Raw genomic sequence first — 14,434 nt, 5'->3', positions numbered from 1 at the left:
TGGCACATGCTGCAGATGGAATTGAACGGCGAGCGGCCGTACGTCCTGCCCGACAAGTCGGTGTGCTTCTTTCACGAGGAGCCGTCGGAAAACAAAAAATGGTCGGAGGAAAACGGCCGGCCGATCTACGATCGCGTCATCGTCGTGACCATCAAGGCGCCAGGCCAGAAGAACAGCGAGGCGAGCTACGAGCTCGCCCGCATCTTCCCAGACGACGGCGAGATCGATGAGAAGACGCAGCAGCCGAAGAAGAGCCGCAAGGTGCGCGAGAACGTGCTGCAGCGCGCCGGCATCGCTGAAGCCTTCAAGGCCTACATGGAAAAGCAGGAGCTCGCAGCGTCGGGCACGCCGCTCGAGACCTGGCCGATCCTGAACGTGGTGCAGGTCAAGAGCCTGAAGCACGTCAACGTCTACACCGTCGAGCAATTGGCTGAGCTGCCGGACGGCGCGCTGCCGAACACCGGGCTCGGCATGAACGCCCGCGAGATCCGCAAGAAGGCGCAGGCCTATCTGACGCAGGCGGCCGACACCGCGAGCGTCACCAAGCTTGCGGGCCAGCTCGAGCGCATCGAGCAGCGGCTGAAAGAGCTCAACGAGGAAAACGCTCAGCTGCGGCGCGAGAACGCCGAGCTGAAACAGGGTAGCCCAGCAGCCGTGGTGAGAAAGCCAGCGCCGCCGCCAAAGCCCGAGAAGAAGCAGACGGCCGCGGCCTCGCGCGCGACGTCGAAGCCGTTCGCTGCGCCCAAGGCCAAGCGTCCGGTCGATGAAGATCGCGACATCGAGAGCGACGTGCAGGCCTCACGTGGCGACGCCGAGCACGATGGCGTCGATGAAGATCCGGACTTCATTGAATGACGCTTCTGTCGGCGCTCCAGGATGTGCAGCGGCTGAGTTCGCTGCCCACGACTAATGCGATCGTCGGCAACGCCGAGGAATCGCAGCAGCTGCTGTTCGCGATCGCGCGCGAGGCGGCGCAGGAGATGAAGCGGCGCAAGTACTGGCCGCAGATCGAGGCGTCGCACGAATTCACGACATCGGCCGCGCTGCTGCAGGCGACGGGCATGCCGGACGATTTCGATCGCGTGATCAAGGGCACATTCTGGAACGTCGACGACAAGCAGCGCGTGTGGCCAGTGTCGGCCGAAAATTGGCGCAGGCTCAATTCCGGCCTGGTCACGCCCGCCGGCGAGCAATTCTTCCGCGTGCGCGGCGGCTCGCTTTACCTCTTTCCAGCGCCGGCGGCCGGCGTGAACATGGTGTTCGACTACATCACCAACACGCCGGTGCGTAACGCGGCCGACGCGCCGATCGAGAACTTCGCGAGCGACACCGACGTGTATCCGTGGGGCGACGAGACGCTGAAGCGCGACGTGCGCTGGCGCTATCTGGCCAAGAAGGGTCTCGATTACGCCGAGGAGCTGAAGAGCTTCGAGCTTTGGCTCGAGAGCGAGTACAACGCCAGCGAAGTCGAGGGCAGCGACAACGTCATGCTGCACGGCTTTGGCGGCGACAGTGAGATGCCCGAGCCGGGCCTGTCCGACGGCAGCTGGAGCCTCTGATGCGTATCGCGCTGAAGGGCAATCGCGGGCCGCGGCGTCGCCAGGCGCCGGTGTGGACGGCGGCCTCGGACTCGTGGCCCGCACCGACGGAAGGGTGGGATACCGAGACGCCGGCGGCGGAGCTTCCGCCCACGCGCGCGATCGTGTTCGACAATTGGATCCCGCACGGCGTCGAGCTCGAGATGCGACGCGGCATGGATGCGCACGTGACCGGCATCGCCAACCAGGTCGAGACGCTGATGCCTTGGAACGGCGGCGCGGCGTCGAAGCTGTTCGCGGCGTCCAATGGATCGCTCTACGACGTCACCAGCGCCGGCGCGGTGGGTGCGGCCAGCCTCACGGGCCAGAGCTCGGACTTTTATCGCTGGGTGAATTTTCAGACGCCGGCGACGCTGCCGTTCCTGTGGGTGTGCAACGACTCGGCCGTCGACGTGCCCCAGCATTTCAACGGCACGACCTGGTCGGCGCCGACGCTGAATATGCCGGTCGGCTACACCGCGTCCGACATCACCTGCGTATGGGAATCCAAGCAGCGGCTGTTTGTGCTGCTGGGTGGGCTGACGGCGGGTTATCTCGACATCGAGAGCATCGCCGGCGACGTCACCAAGCTGCCGCTGGGCTCGGTGTTCTCGAAGGGCGGCGAGCTCGTCGACGGCACGCGCGTGTCGCGTGATGGCGGCGACGGCATGGAGGATTTTACGGCCTTTCTCACCAGCGAGGGCGAGGTCGCTGTGTATGCGGGCTCGGATCCGAGCGACGCGACCGATTGGACCAAGGTCGGGCGCTGGTGGGTGGGTGAGCCCGTCGGCAAGCGCCCGTTCGTGGACCTGGGCGCCGACGTCGGCATTCTCACGCGCAACGGCCTGGTGTCACTGTTGGCGGTGATGGCCGGAGCCGGCGATGTGGATCCGGCGACGTTTCCGTTCATCACCGCGCGGATCTCGACACCGGTGCGTGAGCGCGCGCGGATCGATCCGTCGAACCCGATCTGGCAGGCCTGCGTTTATCCGGGCGGCGATCTGCTAGTGATCAATGGGCCGCTCTCGACCACGGGTGCGCAGCAATTCGTGCGCCATCGCATCACCGGCTGCTGGGGCCGCTTCACCGGCTGGAATATGGCCTGCCTCTGCGAGTTCAACGGCAAGCTCTATGGCGGCGGCATCGCCGGCGACGTCTACCTGCTGGACAGCGGCCACGACGACAACGGCGAGGACATCATTGGCGAGATCCAATGGCCGTGGAGCTCGCTCGGCTCGCGCGGCGTGGTCAAGCAGATGGTCAAGGCCCGGCCGATCGTCACGACAGAGACGGGCGCTGCCATCTCAATGGTGGCGCGCGCGGACTATGCGGACACCCCGCCGGTGCCGACGGCGCCCGACTCCACGCTGAGCGACGGCCTGGTGTGGGGCGAGGGCCGTTGGGGCGAGGGGCGTTGGGGCGGGCGATCGCTCGGCGCGCGCCAGTGGCGCACGATCTCAGCCGTGGGGCATGCGATCTCGATCGTGCTGCGCGCCAGGTCGCGCCAGAGCAAGTTTGCGCTCAACGGGCTCGACATGATCTTTAACCTGGGCGGTCCGGTATGAGGGCGCTGGCGCGCACGGCGGGCCTGCGCGCATCGATCCCCCCGCGCAATCTGGTGTTCGGACCCGAGCTCACGGCCTGGGCGGCGGCGCGAATCCCGAACATGCGGGGTGCGCAGTTTCCAGAGAGCGCCACGGCCGTCGGCGTCACGATCGACGGCAAGCTCGCCGGCGTCGTCGTGTTCAGCGATTGGCGCCCGCACTGGCGCACCATGCAGGTGTCGGCGGTGGCCGAAGATCCGCGATGGATGCGCGCGCGCGACGCTTGGGATTGGATGTTCGATTACGCGTTTTTCGATTGCGACATCGACAAGCTTTGGAGCGTGACGCCGGCGAGCAATCTGCGTGCGCTCAAATTCGTCTGGGGCCTGGGCTTCGTGAAAGAGGCCGTGCTCGAGCGTCATTTCGATACCGAGGACGCGATCATTTCGCGCCTGTTCGCCGACGATCACTACGCGGCCCGAGCAAAGAGGAGGGCATGCATTGGACAAGCCTGATCCACCGAAAGCGCCGGATCCGGCGAAGGTCGCGCAAGCGCAGACCGCGTCGAACGAGCAGACCGCGCGCACCGAGGCTGCGCTGAACCGCGTCAACCAGATCACACCGTACGGCAACGTCACATATTCGAACGTCGGCGATAAATGGACACAAACGGTCACTGAGAGCGATCCGCAGCGCCAGCTGCGCGAGGGCCAGGAGCAAACCGGCATCGCGCTCAACGAGATGTCGAGCGAGCAGATCGGCCGTGTGCGCGACATCCTCGGCACGAACTTCAATCCGTCGAGCTATTCGACGCGCGCCGACATGGGTGGCCAGCTCGACATGGCCGAAGCGCTCGGTGGCGACTTCGACGCGTCGCGATTTGACCCCACGGGCGGCGGGCTTGATCTGTCACGCTTCGATCCGAGCGGTGCGGCCAACCTCGATCTGTCGCGCTTCGACCCGAGCCAGGCGCTAGGCGATTTCGGCCAGCAGATCGAGGAGGATCAATTCAACCTTGCAAGCGGCGCGCTCGATAAGGCGTTCGATCGCGGCGAAGAATCGCTGCGCACACGCATGGCCAACCAGGGCCTGCAGGTTGGTGGTGAAGCGTTCGACGACGAGATGGAGGGCTTTAACGTTGCGAAGGGACAAGCGTACACGAACGCACGTTTGGCGGCGCGCGACGCGGCCTTGGCTTCGCGCGGCCAGAAAGCCGACGAGCTCGCGGCGGGCGCAGGCCTCAGTGCGGCCGAGCGCGACGACTGGCTGCGGCGCATGGAAACGGGCGCAGGCTTTGAGTCGATCGAGAACGCCGACGAGCTGGCGCGCCTGACAACAGGCTTCGATCAGAGCATGGCGTCGCGCAACGCGCAGATGGCCGAGCTGTTGAACGAGCGCCAGGTCAACGCGGCCGAGGGCGAAGCCGATTACGCGCGCGATTACGCAACCGAGCTCGCGCGCCGCCAGGTGCCGTTGTCGGAGATCATCTCAATCATGTCGGGCACGCCGCTCACGCCAATCAATCCGGGCACGCCGGCGTCGAGCAATGTCGCCAACACCGACGTGCTGGGCGCGAACCGCCTCGCCTACGACGCCAACGCGAACAACTACAATCAGGCGATGGCGGGCCGGAATGCGATCATCGGCGGGCTGTTCAGTCTCGGCGGCGCGGCGCTTGGTTCGCGGGGAGGCTAAGCGATGAATTTCGGACAGCGCTTTCCCGAACGCACGCGCGCGCCGGCGACGCAGGCTGCGAACCCCGCGCTCGCCCAAGCAACGGGTGGCCGCGTGCAGCAGGGCGCCGGGATCAGGCCGCTCGACCTTGGTGTCGAGAACATCGATCTGTTGTCGCCAATGGACGCGATGGATCTGACGCCGCTCAATCGGCGCGGCGTCTCGCCGATCGACGAGGATCCCGAGGCGGCCAATCGCCAGGCGCTCGTCGATGCACTGGATTCTGGCGTAGGTCGGCCAACGGTGTCGGGCACATTGCTCGAGGGACTTACGCGCGGCGGCGAGGCGTTCTTTCGTGCTCGAGCAGCGCGCGACGAGCGCCGGCGCGAGCAGGACGATCGCGATAAAGAACGTCAGGACGAATACGAGTCAGAGGCCTCGATGGCCGATGCGATCGCAGCTTTCGAAAACAATCCAGACGATCCGGCCGCAGCGCAGCGCGCCGCAGCCAGCGCGCTGGCCAGCGAAAACCCAGAGGCCGCGTTCAACATGCTGAGCGGTCGCAACGCCCAGCAGCTCGAGATGGCCGATGCGCTCGACCTGGAAGAGCGATCGGGCCCGATCCGCGCGCGCAATACGCTGTTCGGCCAAGGCTACCGCGAAGGCGAGGGCGGCGAGTACGAGCGCTTCGGGCCGGCCGAGGACGATTGGAACCTGGCGCAGCAGAACGTCGGCCTCGGCTACGCGCGCATCAATGATGACAACCGCCGCGAGGCACGCGCCGACGCACGCGCTGAGGCCTCGATGCGTGGTGAATTCCTTCGCGGGCAGGGCGACTTCATCATGATCCGCGACGCCTACTCGACCATCAATTCGCTGATCAATCGCCAAGGGCAATTGCTCGATGCGGGCCAAGCGCCAAGCGCCACCACCGACATGGCGATCGTGTTCAGCTACATGAAGCTGCTCGATCCGACGTCGGTGGTCCGTGAGGGTGAATTCGCCAACGCACAGAACGCGGCCGGCGTGCCCGATCGGATCCGCAACGCCTACAATCGCACGGTCAACGGCTCGTTCCTGGATCCCAATCAGCGCAGCCAGTTCGGCCGCGACGCACAGGGCATTTACGCCACGCGGCTGGAGCAGCACGAGCGCGATCGCGCGCTCTATAGCGACATGGCGTCGGGCTATGAGTTCGACCCCAATCGGATTGCGCCGAACCTTGGCCTGCCCGAGGAGCTGGCCGACACGCTGAGCCCAAGCGCCGCCGGCGGCGGCGGGAATGGCGCCGGCGGGGTGATGGATCAGCTGCCGGATCCTGCAGCTAACCGCGGCCGTCGCATCGTCGACGATTCCGGCCAGGCTTATGTGAGCGACGGGCGTCGGTGGGTGCGCCAAGGCGCGCGCCGCACAGCGTTCGACGGTCCGCGTGGGCCTGGCGTGCACGCCACCAGCGGCAATCCAGGGGCGCGCTAACAGATGCCGCGCTATCGCTTTGTCGATGAGGCCCCAACCGGGCCGAGCTATCGCTTCGCCGATGATCGCATGAACGGCGCCGACGCCTTTGGCGCGGGTTTCGGCGACGCGATTACGCTCGGTTTTGGCGATGAGGCGATCGGCGGCGTCGATGCGTTGCTGGCAGCGATGGAAGGACGCGACGCCGGCGAGGCCTATCGTCAGCGCCGCGATGAGGCGCGTGGACGGCTTGAGCAAGCGCGCGAGGAGCGCCCAGGCTTCACGATGGCAGGCGGTCTCACCGCCTCACTGGTGCCCGGCACGGCCGCGTTCAGGGCTGCACGCCTGGCCGGCGTGGGCGGGCGCGCCGCGCTCTACAGCTCCAGTGCACTCACGGGCGGGCTCTACGGCGCAGGCTCGGGCGAAACGGCTGCCGAGCGCGGCATTGAAGCAGGAATCGGAACAGGCCTCGGCCTAGTGGGTGCGGGAGCTGGTGAAGCGCTAGGCACGGTGGCCGCGTTGGCCACACGTGGCGGCGCGGATCCCGCGCAGCGCGCAGCGCGCCTGGCCGGCCGCGGCTTGCGCAATGCACGCACGAGCCAGGGCACGCTCGAACGACGGCTGATCGATCAAGGCATGACGCCGGCGCAGGCGCGTCGTGAGGCGGCGCGGATCATCGAGGAGGGCAACGCTCCGCCGATGGAGCCGGAGGACCTCACGCGCTGGGCCAACCAGCTGCCGAACCAGGGCGGGCCGGTGACAGAGATCGCCGCTGAAGCTGCGCCAACGTGGGCCAATACGGCGCGCGCGGTAGCGACGGTGGATGGGCCCGGCCAGGGCATTGCGAAAACTGCGCTTGATGCGCGGCGCACGGGCTTGCGCGGGCGCATGCTCGACCAGGCGCAGGAGAGCTTTAAGCCTGCGCAGACGCACAGCCCGCGCGAGTATTACGACTTCTTGAATTCGCTGCGCGGCGCGCGCGATGCGCAGCGCCAGAGCGCGTTTAACGAGGCCTATCGCACACCAGTGGACGATCGCGCGTTTCAGGACACAGCACGGACGCTCATGCATGGCGGGCGCGTGCAGGAGCGCGCGCTGCAGAAGGCGATCGAGATCGCAGAGTTCGATCTCGCCGGCGTGCAAGGCCGACTGGCGCGTGTGTCGTCGACACCAGACGGCGGCGCTTCGGGCGAAGCCGAGGGGCTGATGTGGTCAGCGCAGGACATTCAACGCGCGATCGGGCACCTGCGCCAATTGCGCAGTTACTCGCCTGATGCTCCCGACACGGCGCTGCCGAACGGCGTGAATGCGCGCACCTTGGAATATTATCAGCAGGCGCTGTGGGACATCGTCGAGCAGGCCGGCGGCAAGTCGACGCCGATGGGCGGCGCAGCGTCTCAAGCTTGGAGCGGCTTTACGGCCGCGAGCGACATGATAGCGCCGCGCCTGGCCGACGCGCGGATCTCGTACGGTCGATCGATGCGTATCGAGGAAATGGCGCAGGCCGGCCGGAAGATTTTCGACATGGCCGACGGCGAGATCGATGCGCTGCTGCGCGGGGCCAATCGCGGGCAGGGCGCCACGCTCGAGGAGGGCGACGCATTCGTGATCGGCGCGCTGGAAGCGATCGATCAGAAACTCGGTTCTGGCGACACCGCGTTTGTGGCGCGATTGATGCGCAACGAAAATTGGAAGGCGCAGCTGCAGCGCTCGATTGTGCGACCCGGCCTCACGGGGCGCGAGCGCACGGCCGCCATGCGCCGCTACACGCGTTTCATCAGCCGGCTGAACCGCGAAGTGGCGCAACAGGAAACCAACAATTTCGTGCAATCGGGCTCGCGCACGACGCCTCTGCAGCAAGACATTCGCGCGTTGACGGATGGCGAGAGCGAGCTCGGCTTCCTGAGCGACCTGGCCGTCGACTCTGGCTTCCGTCCAGAAGTGATCGCCACGCGCGGCTTGTCGGCTGTGTACGATCGATTGAAGCGGCCGGGCATCTACGATCCGAAGGTGAACCAGGAGCTGGCGCGGCTCATGTATCAGCCGGCGACGCGCCAGAACATGACGTCGATCGCCGATCGCATCCGCGAGGCCTCGGCGCCGGTGACGACGACGCCGCGCGCACGCGGGCTTCGCGCTGCCGCCGGCGTGGTCGGCGCGCAAACCGCCACGCACCAGCGCGGCCCGCGTCGGCGTGAGGCTGCGCAATGAGTGATTTCGCGGGCCTCTTCGCGCGCCTGGTGGGCGAGACGGAAAGCCGTCGCAAGACGACGGACAAAAACGAGGATCCGCGCCAGCAACGCGCGCAGGGTCTGCTCGACCAGCAGCGCCTGAACCGCCAGCGGGATCGCGCGCTCGATTGGGCCGAGGAGCAATGGGGGCCAGCGCAGCGCCAGCAGCTCGACGAGCTGCGCGACGACGCGGGCCTGCCAGGCAACCCGGTGATCGAGCAGGCGCGCGAGGACGAGTATGTGCTCGAGCGCGCCAACGATCGCGAGGCGGGCGATCAGGCCTGGCCGATCCAGTGGGGCGCGCGCACGCTTTCGCCGTTTGTGGATCCGGTGGCGGATCGTGAGAACCGCCGCGACACTGGGCGAGGCGTACAGCGTGGCCTGCGCGCCGTGGGCGATTGGATCAACAACGACGCGCTCGACAGCCCATCACTCGAGGCGCGCAACGCCCAGGGCCCAGCGCCCATGGACGACGAGCGCTTTCAGCGCTGGTACGGGCAAATCGAGCCGGACATCGTCGTGGAGGGCCAAGCGCCATCGCTGGCCACGCGTGCGCGAGCCGCGGCCGACGACGTTGGCGATTGGGCCAATCGCACTGGCGCAGGCATCGAGCGCGGCTGGAACGAGTTTCAGGCGCGCCACCCCAACCAGGATCTCGTCGAGGCGGTCGGCGAGGAGGCGTTCGACTTCCTGGGCCAGCCGTGGCGCGATTACGAAGAAGGCGCCCAGCAGCGGGATCGCCTGCGTTTCCGTGGCGATGAGGAAGGTGCTGCCGACCAGGCGTTAGCAAACCTCGGCGACACGACGATGGCGGGGCTCACTGTCGCGCCTGGCGTGGGCGAGGCGTCTCGCAACGTACGGCGCGCAAACGAGAGCTTGCGTGGGCTCCGGGCGTCGATCGGCGAGATCGGCATCCGCGAGGCTCCAGAGGCCGCCCAGCGCCGCGCCTGGCGCGCTGCTGAGGAGGAGCGGTTGTCGGAGGTGCTCGAGGCTCGGCCAGCGCCGGACGCGCCGCCTGAGGGCATAAGGCCGCCCAGAGCGCCGATTGATGTCGAGGCCGCAGATCCGGCGGCGCGCCAATGGCGGGCGGCCGTGCGCGATCCTGAGACCGGCACGGTCTACACGGGGGCCGATCACCTCGAGGCGATTGATAGCGCGCCGGAAGAGATTCAGGGGCGGCTGTTCGGCCATTACGGCGGCCAGGTCGAAGATCCGAACGTGGTGGGCTTTGTCGTCGACGGCCAGTTTATGTCGCGCGAGAACGGCCTCGCGGCGATGCGCAACGGCCGTGCGCGCGGGCCGACGCTGCAGGCGCAGCGGGTGGATGAGGCCGAGGCCGATCCGATCACGCATCGGGCTGATGGCAAGCCATTCTTTGGCGCTGACGGGCGCTTGATGTCGGGCTTCGACCCGACCGCGTTCGCTGGGCGGGGTGGTGGCGCTGCACGAGCACGTAATTACGACATTACCGAAACCGGGGTACGAAGCGCGACCGTTAGGAGAACAGAACCAGGTTTCGCGGAAAATTCTGCGGACGCGATCAACCAGGCGAAGCGCACGCTGCGCACTAATCGTGAGATCTCGCTTCGCGACTGGGTCGCCAAGAGGGGGGGCATCAGCGACGATCGCGGCGACTTGCGCGACCTGAACGAGGGCCGGCATGGCTGGCATCGCATCGTGCGCACGGGCGGCGGCGGGCGTCAGATCGATGATCTGGCGACGGCGGCTTGGGAAGACGGGTATTTCACCGAGATCCCGTCACGCGACGAATTCATTGAAGCGCTGCGCGCCAACAACGCGGGGCGGTTGGCGACGGGCGCTACCGACGAGGCGGTCGAATTGGAAGTGGCGCGCGACACGCTCGATCAGTTCGATCAGATGGGTGCGGATCTATCGCTGCGCGGCCGACGTCTGCGCGATCACCTCGAAGAGATCGCACCCGAAGGCGCGCAGCGCGCGCGCACGCTCGAGGAGACCGTCGACATAGAGATCCCCACGGATCCGGATCAGTGGCGCGACCTGGTGGGGCGTCACCCGTGGATCAGCAGCCCGAGCCGGGCGCAGATGGTGATCATGGCGAACGCCAAACGCGCCGACGGCAGCTTTGCCTACAGCACCAACGACATTCTCGAGCGCACCGGCCTGAGCTCAGGGAATTCGCTGCAGGTGCAACTGAGCAAGGCGCGTGCCGAGGGCGTTCCAATTGCGCAGCGTGCGCGCGGCACTGGAGGCGCCACCCGCGTGCCGCACGAGCGCCTGGTGCGCACTCTCGACGTGCTGGAATCGGCGCCCGGGATCTCGCGCGAGGATCTGGCGCGGCGGTTGGGAACGACGCCCCAAGCGATCTCGGTTTTGCTGTCGACGGCGCGCAAAGGCTTCGACACTAACCGCCGTGGAGCAATCCCGGCCGAGCTCGCCGAGCGCGCGCGCAAATTGACGGCCCGCGCAGGCTTCGATCTGGACGATGCTGCGGGGCTCGCCGCGACAGGCGGTTATTGGACCGCCGTCTCGACGATCGGTAGCCTGGCTGCCGCGATGGGCGTGAGCGACGCCGACGCGGAGACGCCTGAGGAGATGGCGGCCTGGGCGCAAGCCGAGGGGTTCGAGCAGCGGGGCGATTATGTCATTGCGCCGGCGGACCATGCGGAATTTGGCGGCGACGCACCGCGGTTCGGCACGTTGGAGAATGAACGTTATGACGGGCCGCTCGTCATCCGAACGAACCGCGACGGCGAGAGCTTTGCGTGGGAGCGCGATGCGCGCGGCAACACGAGCTATCTCGGCCGCGTCATGGTCGATCCGGCCGTCACGGAAGCGGGCGCACCGCAGGAAGAAGAAACCCAGCAGGGCAATTCAAATCTGGCGTGGAGCGGGCCCGCAGGAATTGCGGCGGCGTTGGCGACGCGTCGCGGTGGTCGCGCCTTCATGCGCGGCCGTCGGCGTCAGCTTGGCCCTTCGCGCGGTAGCGCAGGGCCCTCGAGTGCGCGCACGCAAGGCATGGGGCGCGGACGCATCACGCCCGGTCGCGCGGCAATGGTCGACGGCCTTGCGATCGGCGCGGGCGCCGGCGCAGGCGCTGTAACAGCTGCAGCTACGGGCAATGATCCGCTCGCTGGCGCCGGGATCGGCGGCATGGGCGGTGCTGCGACAGTCGCCGCAGATCGCATGCTGACGCCCAGTCGCGCGCGCGGCGTACGTGGCAGCGCGCCGCCGGCGATCGGCGATCGCAGCATGCAGCCAGCGCCTGCAGCAGACATCGAGGAGCGCGTCGCGCGCGGCCAGCAGGTACAGGGCCGCATGCGTGGCGTGCGCGCCGGGCCTCCGCCGCCACCTCAGCCGCGGCGCGTGGGCGGCAAGCAGATCGAGGAGCGTCTGCAGGCGACGGGGCGCGGTGGTGTGGAGACGCATCTGCGCGGGCTCAACGCCGGCGAGCTGCGATCGGCCGCGAGGATCCTTGGTGTTGAGATCGGCAAGAACGCGCGCGCATCGGTGAAGCAGATCGCCGACGCGATCCGCAACAATCCGGACGCTGTGAACTTGCTGCGTGAGGCGGGATTGGCCTCGGTTATCGCTGCGGCTTTGGCGGCCGACTCGCAGCCGGCGAACGCGGAAGCGCCTTAGGCGTCGTGATCCTCTTCGACGTCGTGGGGGCCAAACAAGACGTCAAGCAGCGTGCCTGCGCCAACGATCAGCACGATGGCGCCGCCACCGATGCCGAGTGCGCTGAACGTAAAGCTGGCGACGCGGCCTAGATCCCAGGTCTGGCCAAACAGGAGCACGGCCGCGAGCAGGGCACCGAGAACGCCGATGAGCAGGCCTGCACCGAGCAAGCCATAGGCGCGACGCACCTCGGAATATTCGACGGTGAACGGGGCGTTAAACGGCCAGTGTTGGCGGCGGTGGCGCTCGATCGGCAGTTCGGTCATGCGCGCAGCTTAGCACAACCCAGCGGGTTATCTCAATCGGTAACGGCGCGGTGGGCGACGAAGCCGCCGATCGCGACCACGACGAGCGCGATCGCGACGATCGGCATGTTCGAGAAGAAGGCGAGCGCAGCGAGGGCGATGAGCGCCAGCGCGCCGATTGCGACCAGATCCATGGGCGCCATGGGCCAAGATATTAACAAGGGAGTCAAGCATGCCGCGTGACGGTTCCGGCAATTACGCGCGCGCGGTCGATCCGTACGTCGGCGGCGAGATCGCCGAGGCGGACGGCGCTGATGGCGTTAACACCGAGATGGATGACATCGCCGATGCGCTGTCGGACTCGCTCGCGCGCAACGGTGAAGCGCCGTTTACAGGCGATCAGGACGCTGCTGGCTTCACGGTGGGCGGGCTGCGCGCATCGACTGCCAACGGCGAAGCCGTACGCCACGAGCAGCTCTCGGCCTACATGCTCACTGACGTGCTCGTCACGGCGATCGCAGGGCTTACCGTGGCTGCCGGCGACGTCATCTACGCGACGGGCGTTGATCTGGTGTCGACCGCGCCGTCGACGTCGTTTGGTCGCTCGATCTGGAATGCTGCCGATGCTGCAGCGCTGCGCACGCTCGCGGCGTTAGGCACGGCGGCCGTCGCAACGATCGGCACAAGCGGCGACGCCGTTGGCAAGCTCAACACGAACAAAACCGACAGCGGCAACAACACGCACACTGGATCAAATTTATTCAGCGGCGCCGACGCCAACGTCATCACGTTTTATCGTTCAGGTGCCGCCGCAAAATCACGCTGGATTGAGAGCACGAATAACAACGCCTGGGGTGCGCGCAACGACGCAAACACTTTGAAGTTCGACTACAACGGCACTGACCGCGTAGAAATCGACGCCAGCGGCAACGCTGTGTTTGATGGGGCGCTCACTGCCGGCGGGAGCGTCGTGCTCACCACCGCGACCGGCGCCCAGCTTGGTGCCGCAAACTTCTTCACGGCGCAGCAAACCGTCCAAAGTACAACATTCGCGTCCTTTCAATTATATAGCACCGGGGCGGGAACAAACGAAAAGTACCAACGCTGGTGGAACAACGGCGGGACGCTTGGCTTTGACTTTGTGAACGACGCTTATTCGTCGGCAACGTCTTGGCTTACGGTTACCCGCTCGGGCCAATCGCCGGTCGTTGCCGAGTTTGACGTTTGCGATCTTCGCATTGAGCCAACACCTACAGGCCAAGCGTCCAACAGCGCGGGCTTCCGTGGGCTTGGCGCGGCGAATACTCGCAACAGCGCGTATAGCATTGCGCTGAGCGACAATGGTCGAAGCGTTAAAGCTGCGTCCGGCACTCCGACATATACGCTGGAGCCGCAATCCACCACAGACGTACCCGAGGGCTTCGCGGTTTACCTCATCGCTGAAAGTCAAATCACGCTGTCGCGCGGCTCTGGCGTGGCCCTCTACAATTACAAGGCCAGTGGAGCGCCGGCTAACGCCAACGTCACTATTCCGCAAGGCGGTTGCGGCCTGCTCTGGAATCCGGTCGGCGATAACAACTGGCACTATAAAGGAGATTGGGTCTAATGCCGGATTATACAGAACAAGTAGTGGACCGCGAACTTCGCGTGAGCCTCTACATTGACGGAAGCTTCGCCAGCGCAGAGGCGCGTAAGCGCGTGCAAGTGTTGCGCGACGGCGAGACCGTGGGCCAACCCGAATGGCAAAATGAGCCGATCTCGCAAGAGGCGCTAAAGACACTACTGGGCGACGCCGCAGTAGAGCAGCGCGGCCACGTAGAGCGCGTCGAGGCGCAAGTCCTGCAAATGCGCGCGGACCGCGCCGCCGAATTGAGCGCACTGCGCGAAACACACAGTGCGGCGCTAACCGCCGCCGAGACCGCCCGCCAACAAGTCATTGCCGAGGCCAACACAATCATCGAAGCGAAGAACGTGGCGCTTGAGCTTGCGCGTGCACGCATCTCGGAGCTTGAGGCGGCGCTAGCCGAGCCAGCGGAATGACGGGAATA

The 14,434-nt window shown here is 66.5% G+C and carries 12 protein-coding genes; 10 read left to right on the top strand and 2 right to left on the bottom strand.

All coding sequences use genetic code 11. From position 1 onward, the window contains the following. The first annotated feature begins 6 nt into the window (after positions 1-6). From EPJ54_RS03990 to EPJ54_RS03955, 8 genes are read left to right on the top strand one after another with little or no spacing between them, the layout of a single operon-like run. Positions 7-855: a hypothetical protein gene (locus tag EPJ54_RS03990; RefSeq protein WP_135210365.1), complete on the top strand. Its 849-nt coding sequence runs from the start codon at positions 7-9 to the stop codon at positions 853-855. Beyond that, a complete protein-coding gene (locus EPJ54_RS03985; protein WP_135210364.1) occupies positions 852-1,559 on the top strand; it encodes a phage adaptor protein in 708 nt (235 codons plus the stop codon). Before EPJ54_RS03990 ends, EPJ54_RS03985 begins: the two co-directional genes overlap by 4 nt. Continuing rightward, on the top strand, positions 1,559-3,142 hold the full coding sequence (locus tag EPJ54_RS03980; RefSeq protein WP_135210363.1) for a hypothetical protein: 1,584 nt from the start codon (positions 1,559-1,561) through the stop codon (positions 3,140-3,142). The genes EPJ54_RS03985 and EPJ54_RS03980 overlap by 1 nt, the downstream gene beginning before the upstream one ends. Next, positions 3,139-3,636: a GNAT family N-acetyltransferase gene (locus EPJ54_RS03975; RefSeq protein ID WP_135210362.1), complete on the top strand. Its 498-nt coding sequence runs from the start codon at positions 3,139-3,141 to the stop codon at positions 3,634-3,636. The genes EPJ54_RS03980 and EPJ54_RS03975 overlap by 4 nt, the downstream gene beginning before the upstream one ends. Beyond that, entirely contained in the window at positions 3,623-4,816 is a 1,194-nt protein-coding gene (locus EPJ54_RS03970) for a hypothetical protein (protein WP_135210361.1), read from the top strand. Before EPJ54_RS03975 ends, EPJ54_RS03970 begins: the two co-directional genes overlap by 14 nt. A gap of 3 nt (positions 4,817-4,819) precedes the next feature. Next, positions 4,820-6,271: a hypothetical protein gene (locus EPJ54_RS03965; RefSeq protein WP_135210360.1), complete on the top strand. Its 1,452-nt coding sequence runs from the start codon at positions 4,820-4,822 to the stop codon at positions 6,269-6,271. Between the two features lie 3 nt (positions 6,272-6,274). Further along, positions 6,275-8,461, top strand: coding sequence for a hypothetical protein (locus EPJ54_RS03960; RefSeq protein WP_135210359.1), 2,187 nt, complete (start codon positions 6,275-6,277; stop codon positions 8,459-8,461). Then, positions 8,458-12,102 carry a hypothetical protein gene (locus tag EPJ54_RS03955; RefSeq protein ID WP_135210358.1) on the top strand — a complete coding sequence of 1,215 codons (3,645 nt, stop codon included), beginning with the start codon at positions 8,458-8,460 and terminating at the stop codon, positions 12,100-12,102. The genes EPJ54_RS03960 and EPJ54_RS03955 overlap by 4 nt, the downstream gene beginning before the upstream one ends. On the opposite strand, the gene EPJ54_RS03950 is transcribed toward EPJ54_RS03955, so the two are convergent. Both EPJ54_RS03950 and EPJ54_RS19730 read right to left on the bottom strand, forming a co-directional pair. Then, the gene (locus tag EPJ54_RS03950) at positions 12,099-12,407 is read right to left on the bottom strand and encodes a hypothetical protein (protein WP_135210357.1); all 309 of its coding nucleotides are present in this window, start codon (positions 12,405-12,407) and stop codon (positions 12,099-12,101) included. The genes EPJ54_RS03955 and EPJ54_RS03950 overlap by 4 nt on opposite strands. 32 nt (positions 12,408-12,439) lie before the next feature. Beyond that, positions 12,440-12,580, bottom strand: coding sequence for a hypothetical protein (locus tag EPJ54_RS19730; RefSeq protein WP_167755568.1), 141 nt, complete (start codon positions 12,578-12,580; stop codon positions 12,440-12,442). A 38-nt stretch (positions 12,581-12,618) separates the two neighbouring features. Between EPJ54_RS19730 and EPJ54_RS03945 the strand changes: the two genes are divergently transcribed. Further along, positions 12,619-13,992 carry a hypothetical protein gene (locus EPJ54_RS03945; RefSeq protein ID WP_135210356.1) on the top strand — a complete coding sequence of 458 codons (1,374 nt, stop codon included), beginning with the start codon at positions 12,619-12,621 and terminating at the stop codon, positions 13,990-13,992. Then, entirely contained in the window at positions 13,992-14,426 is a 435-nt protein-coding gene (locus EPJ54_RS03940) for a hypothetical protein (RefSeq protein ID WP_135210355.1), read from the top strand. Before EPJ54_RS03945 ends, EPJ54_RS03940 begins: the two co-directional genes overlap by 1 nt. Positions 14,427-14,434: the final 8 nt, after the last annotated feature.

It is taken from the genome of Vitreimonas flagellata (assembly GCF_004634425.1).
In the GTDB taxonomy this organism is placed as follows: domain Bacteria; phylum Pseudomonadota; class Alphaproteobacteria; order Caulobacterales; family Aquidulcibacteraceae; genus Vitreimonas; species Vitreimonas flagellata.
This window is presented reverse-complemented; position numbering and strand designations above follow the sequence as displayed.

What these genes read in the sequence shown, in the direction of transcription:
- EPJ54_RS03990 (WP_135210365.1), top strand. Translation starts at nt 7, where the DNA reads ATGCTGCAGATGGAATTGAACGGCGAGCGGCCGTACGTCCTGCCCGAC.
- EPJ54_RS03985 (WP_135210364.1), top strand. Translation starts at nt 852, where the DNA reads ATGACGCTTCTGTCGGCGCTCCAGGATGTGCAGCGGCTGAGTTCGCTG.
- EPJ54_RS03980 (WP_135210363.1), top strand. Translation starts at nt 1,559, where the DNA reads ATGCGTATCGCGCTGAAGGGCAATCGCGGGCCGCGGCGTCGCCAGGCG.
- EPJ54_RS03975 (WP_135210362.1), top strand. Translation starts at nt 3,139, where the DNA reads ATGAGGGCGCTGGCGCGCACGGCGGGCCTGCGCGCATCGATCCCCCCG.
- EPJ54_RS03965 (WP_135210360.1), top strand. Translation starts at nt 4,820, where the DNA reads ATGAATTTCGGACAGCGCTTTCCCGAACGCACGCGCGCGCCGGCGACG.
- EPJ54_RS03960 (WP_135210359.1), top strand. Translation starts at nt 6,275, where the DNA reads ATGCCGCGCTATCGCTTTGTCGATGAGGCCCCAACCGGGCCGAGCTAT.
- EPJ54_RS03955 (WP_135210358.1), top strand. Translation starts at nt 8,458, where the DNA reads ATGAGTGATTTCGCGGGCCTCTTCGCGCGCCTGGTGGGCGAGACGGAA.
- EPJ54_RS03950 (WP_135210357.1), bottom strand. Translation starts at nt 12,407, where the DNA reads ATGACCGAACTGCCGATCGAGCGCCACCGCCGCCAACACTGGCCGTTT.
- EPJ54_RS19730 (WP_167755568.1), bottom strand. Translation starts at nt 12,580, where the DNA reads ATGGATCTGGTCGCAATCGGCGCGCTGGCGCTCATCGCCCTCGCTGCG.
- EPJ54_RS03945 (WP_135210356.1), top strand. Translation starts at nt 12,619, where the DNA reads ATGCCGCGTGACGGTTCCGGCAATTACGCGCGCGCGGTCGATCCGTAC.
- EPJ54_RS03940 (WP_135210355.1), top strand. Translation starts at nt 13,992, where the DNA reads ATGCCGGATTATACAGAACAAGTAGTGGACCGCGAACTTCGCGTGAGC.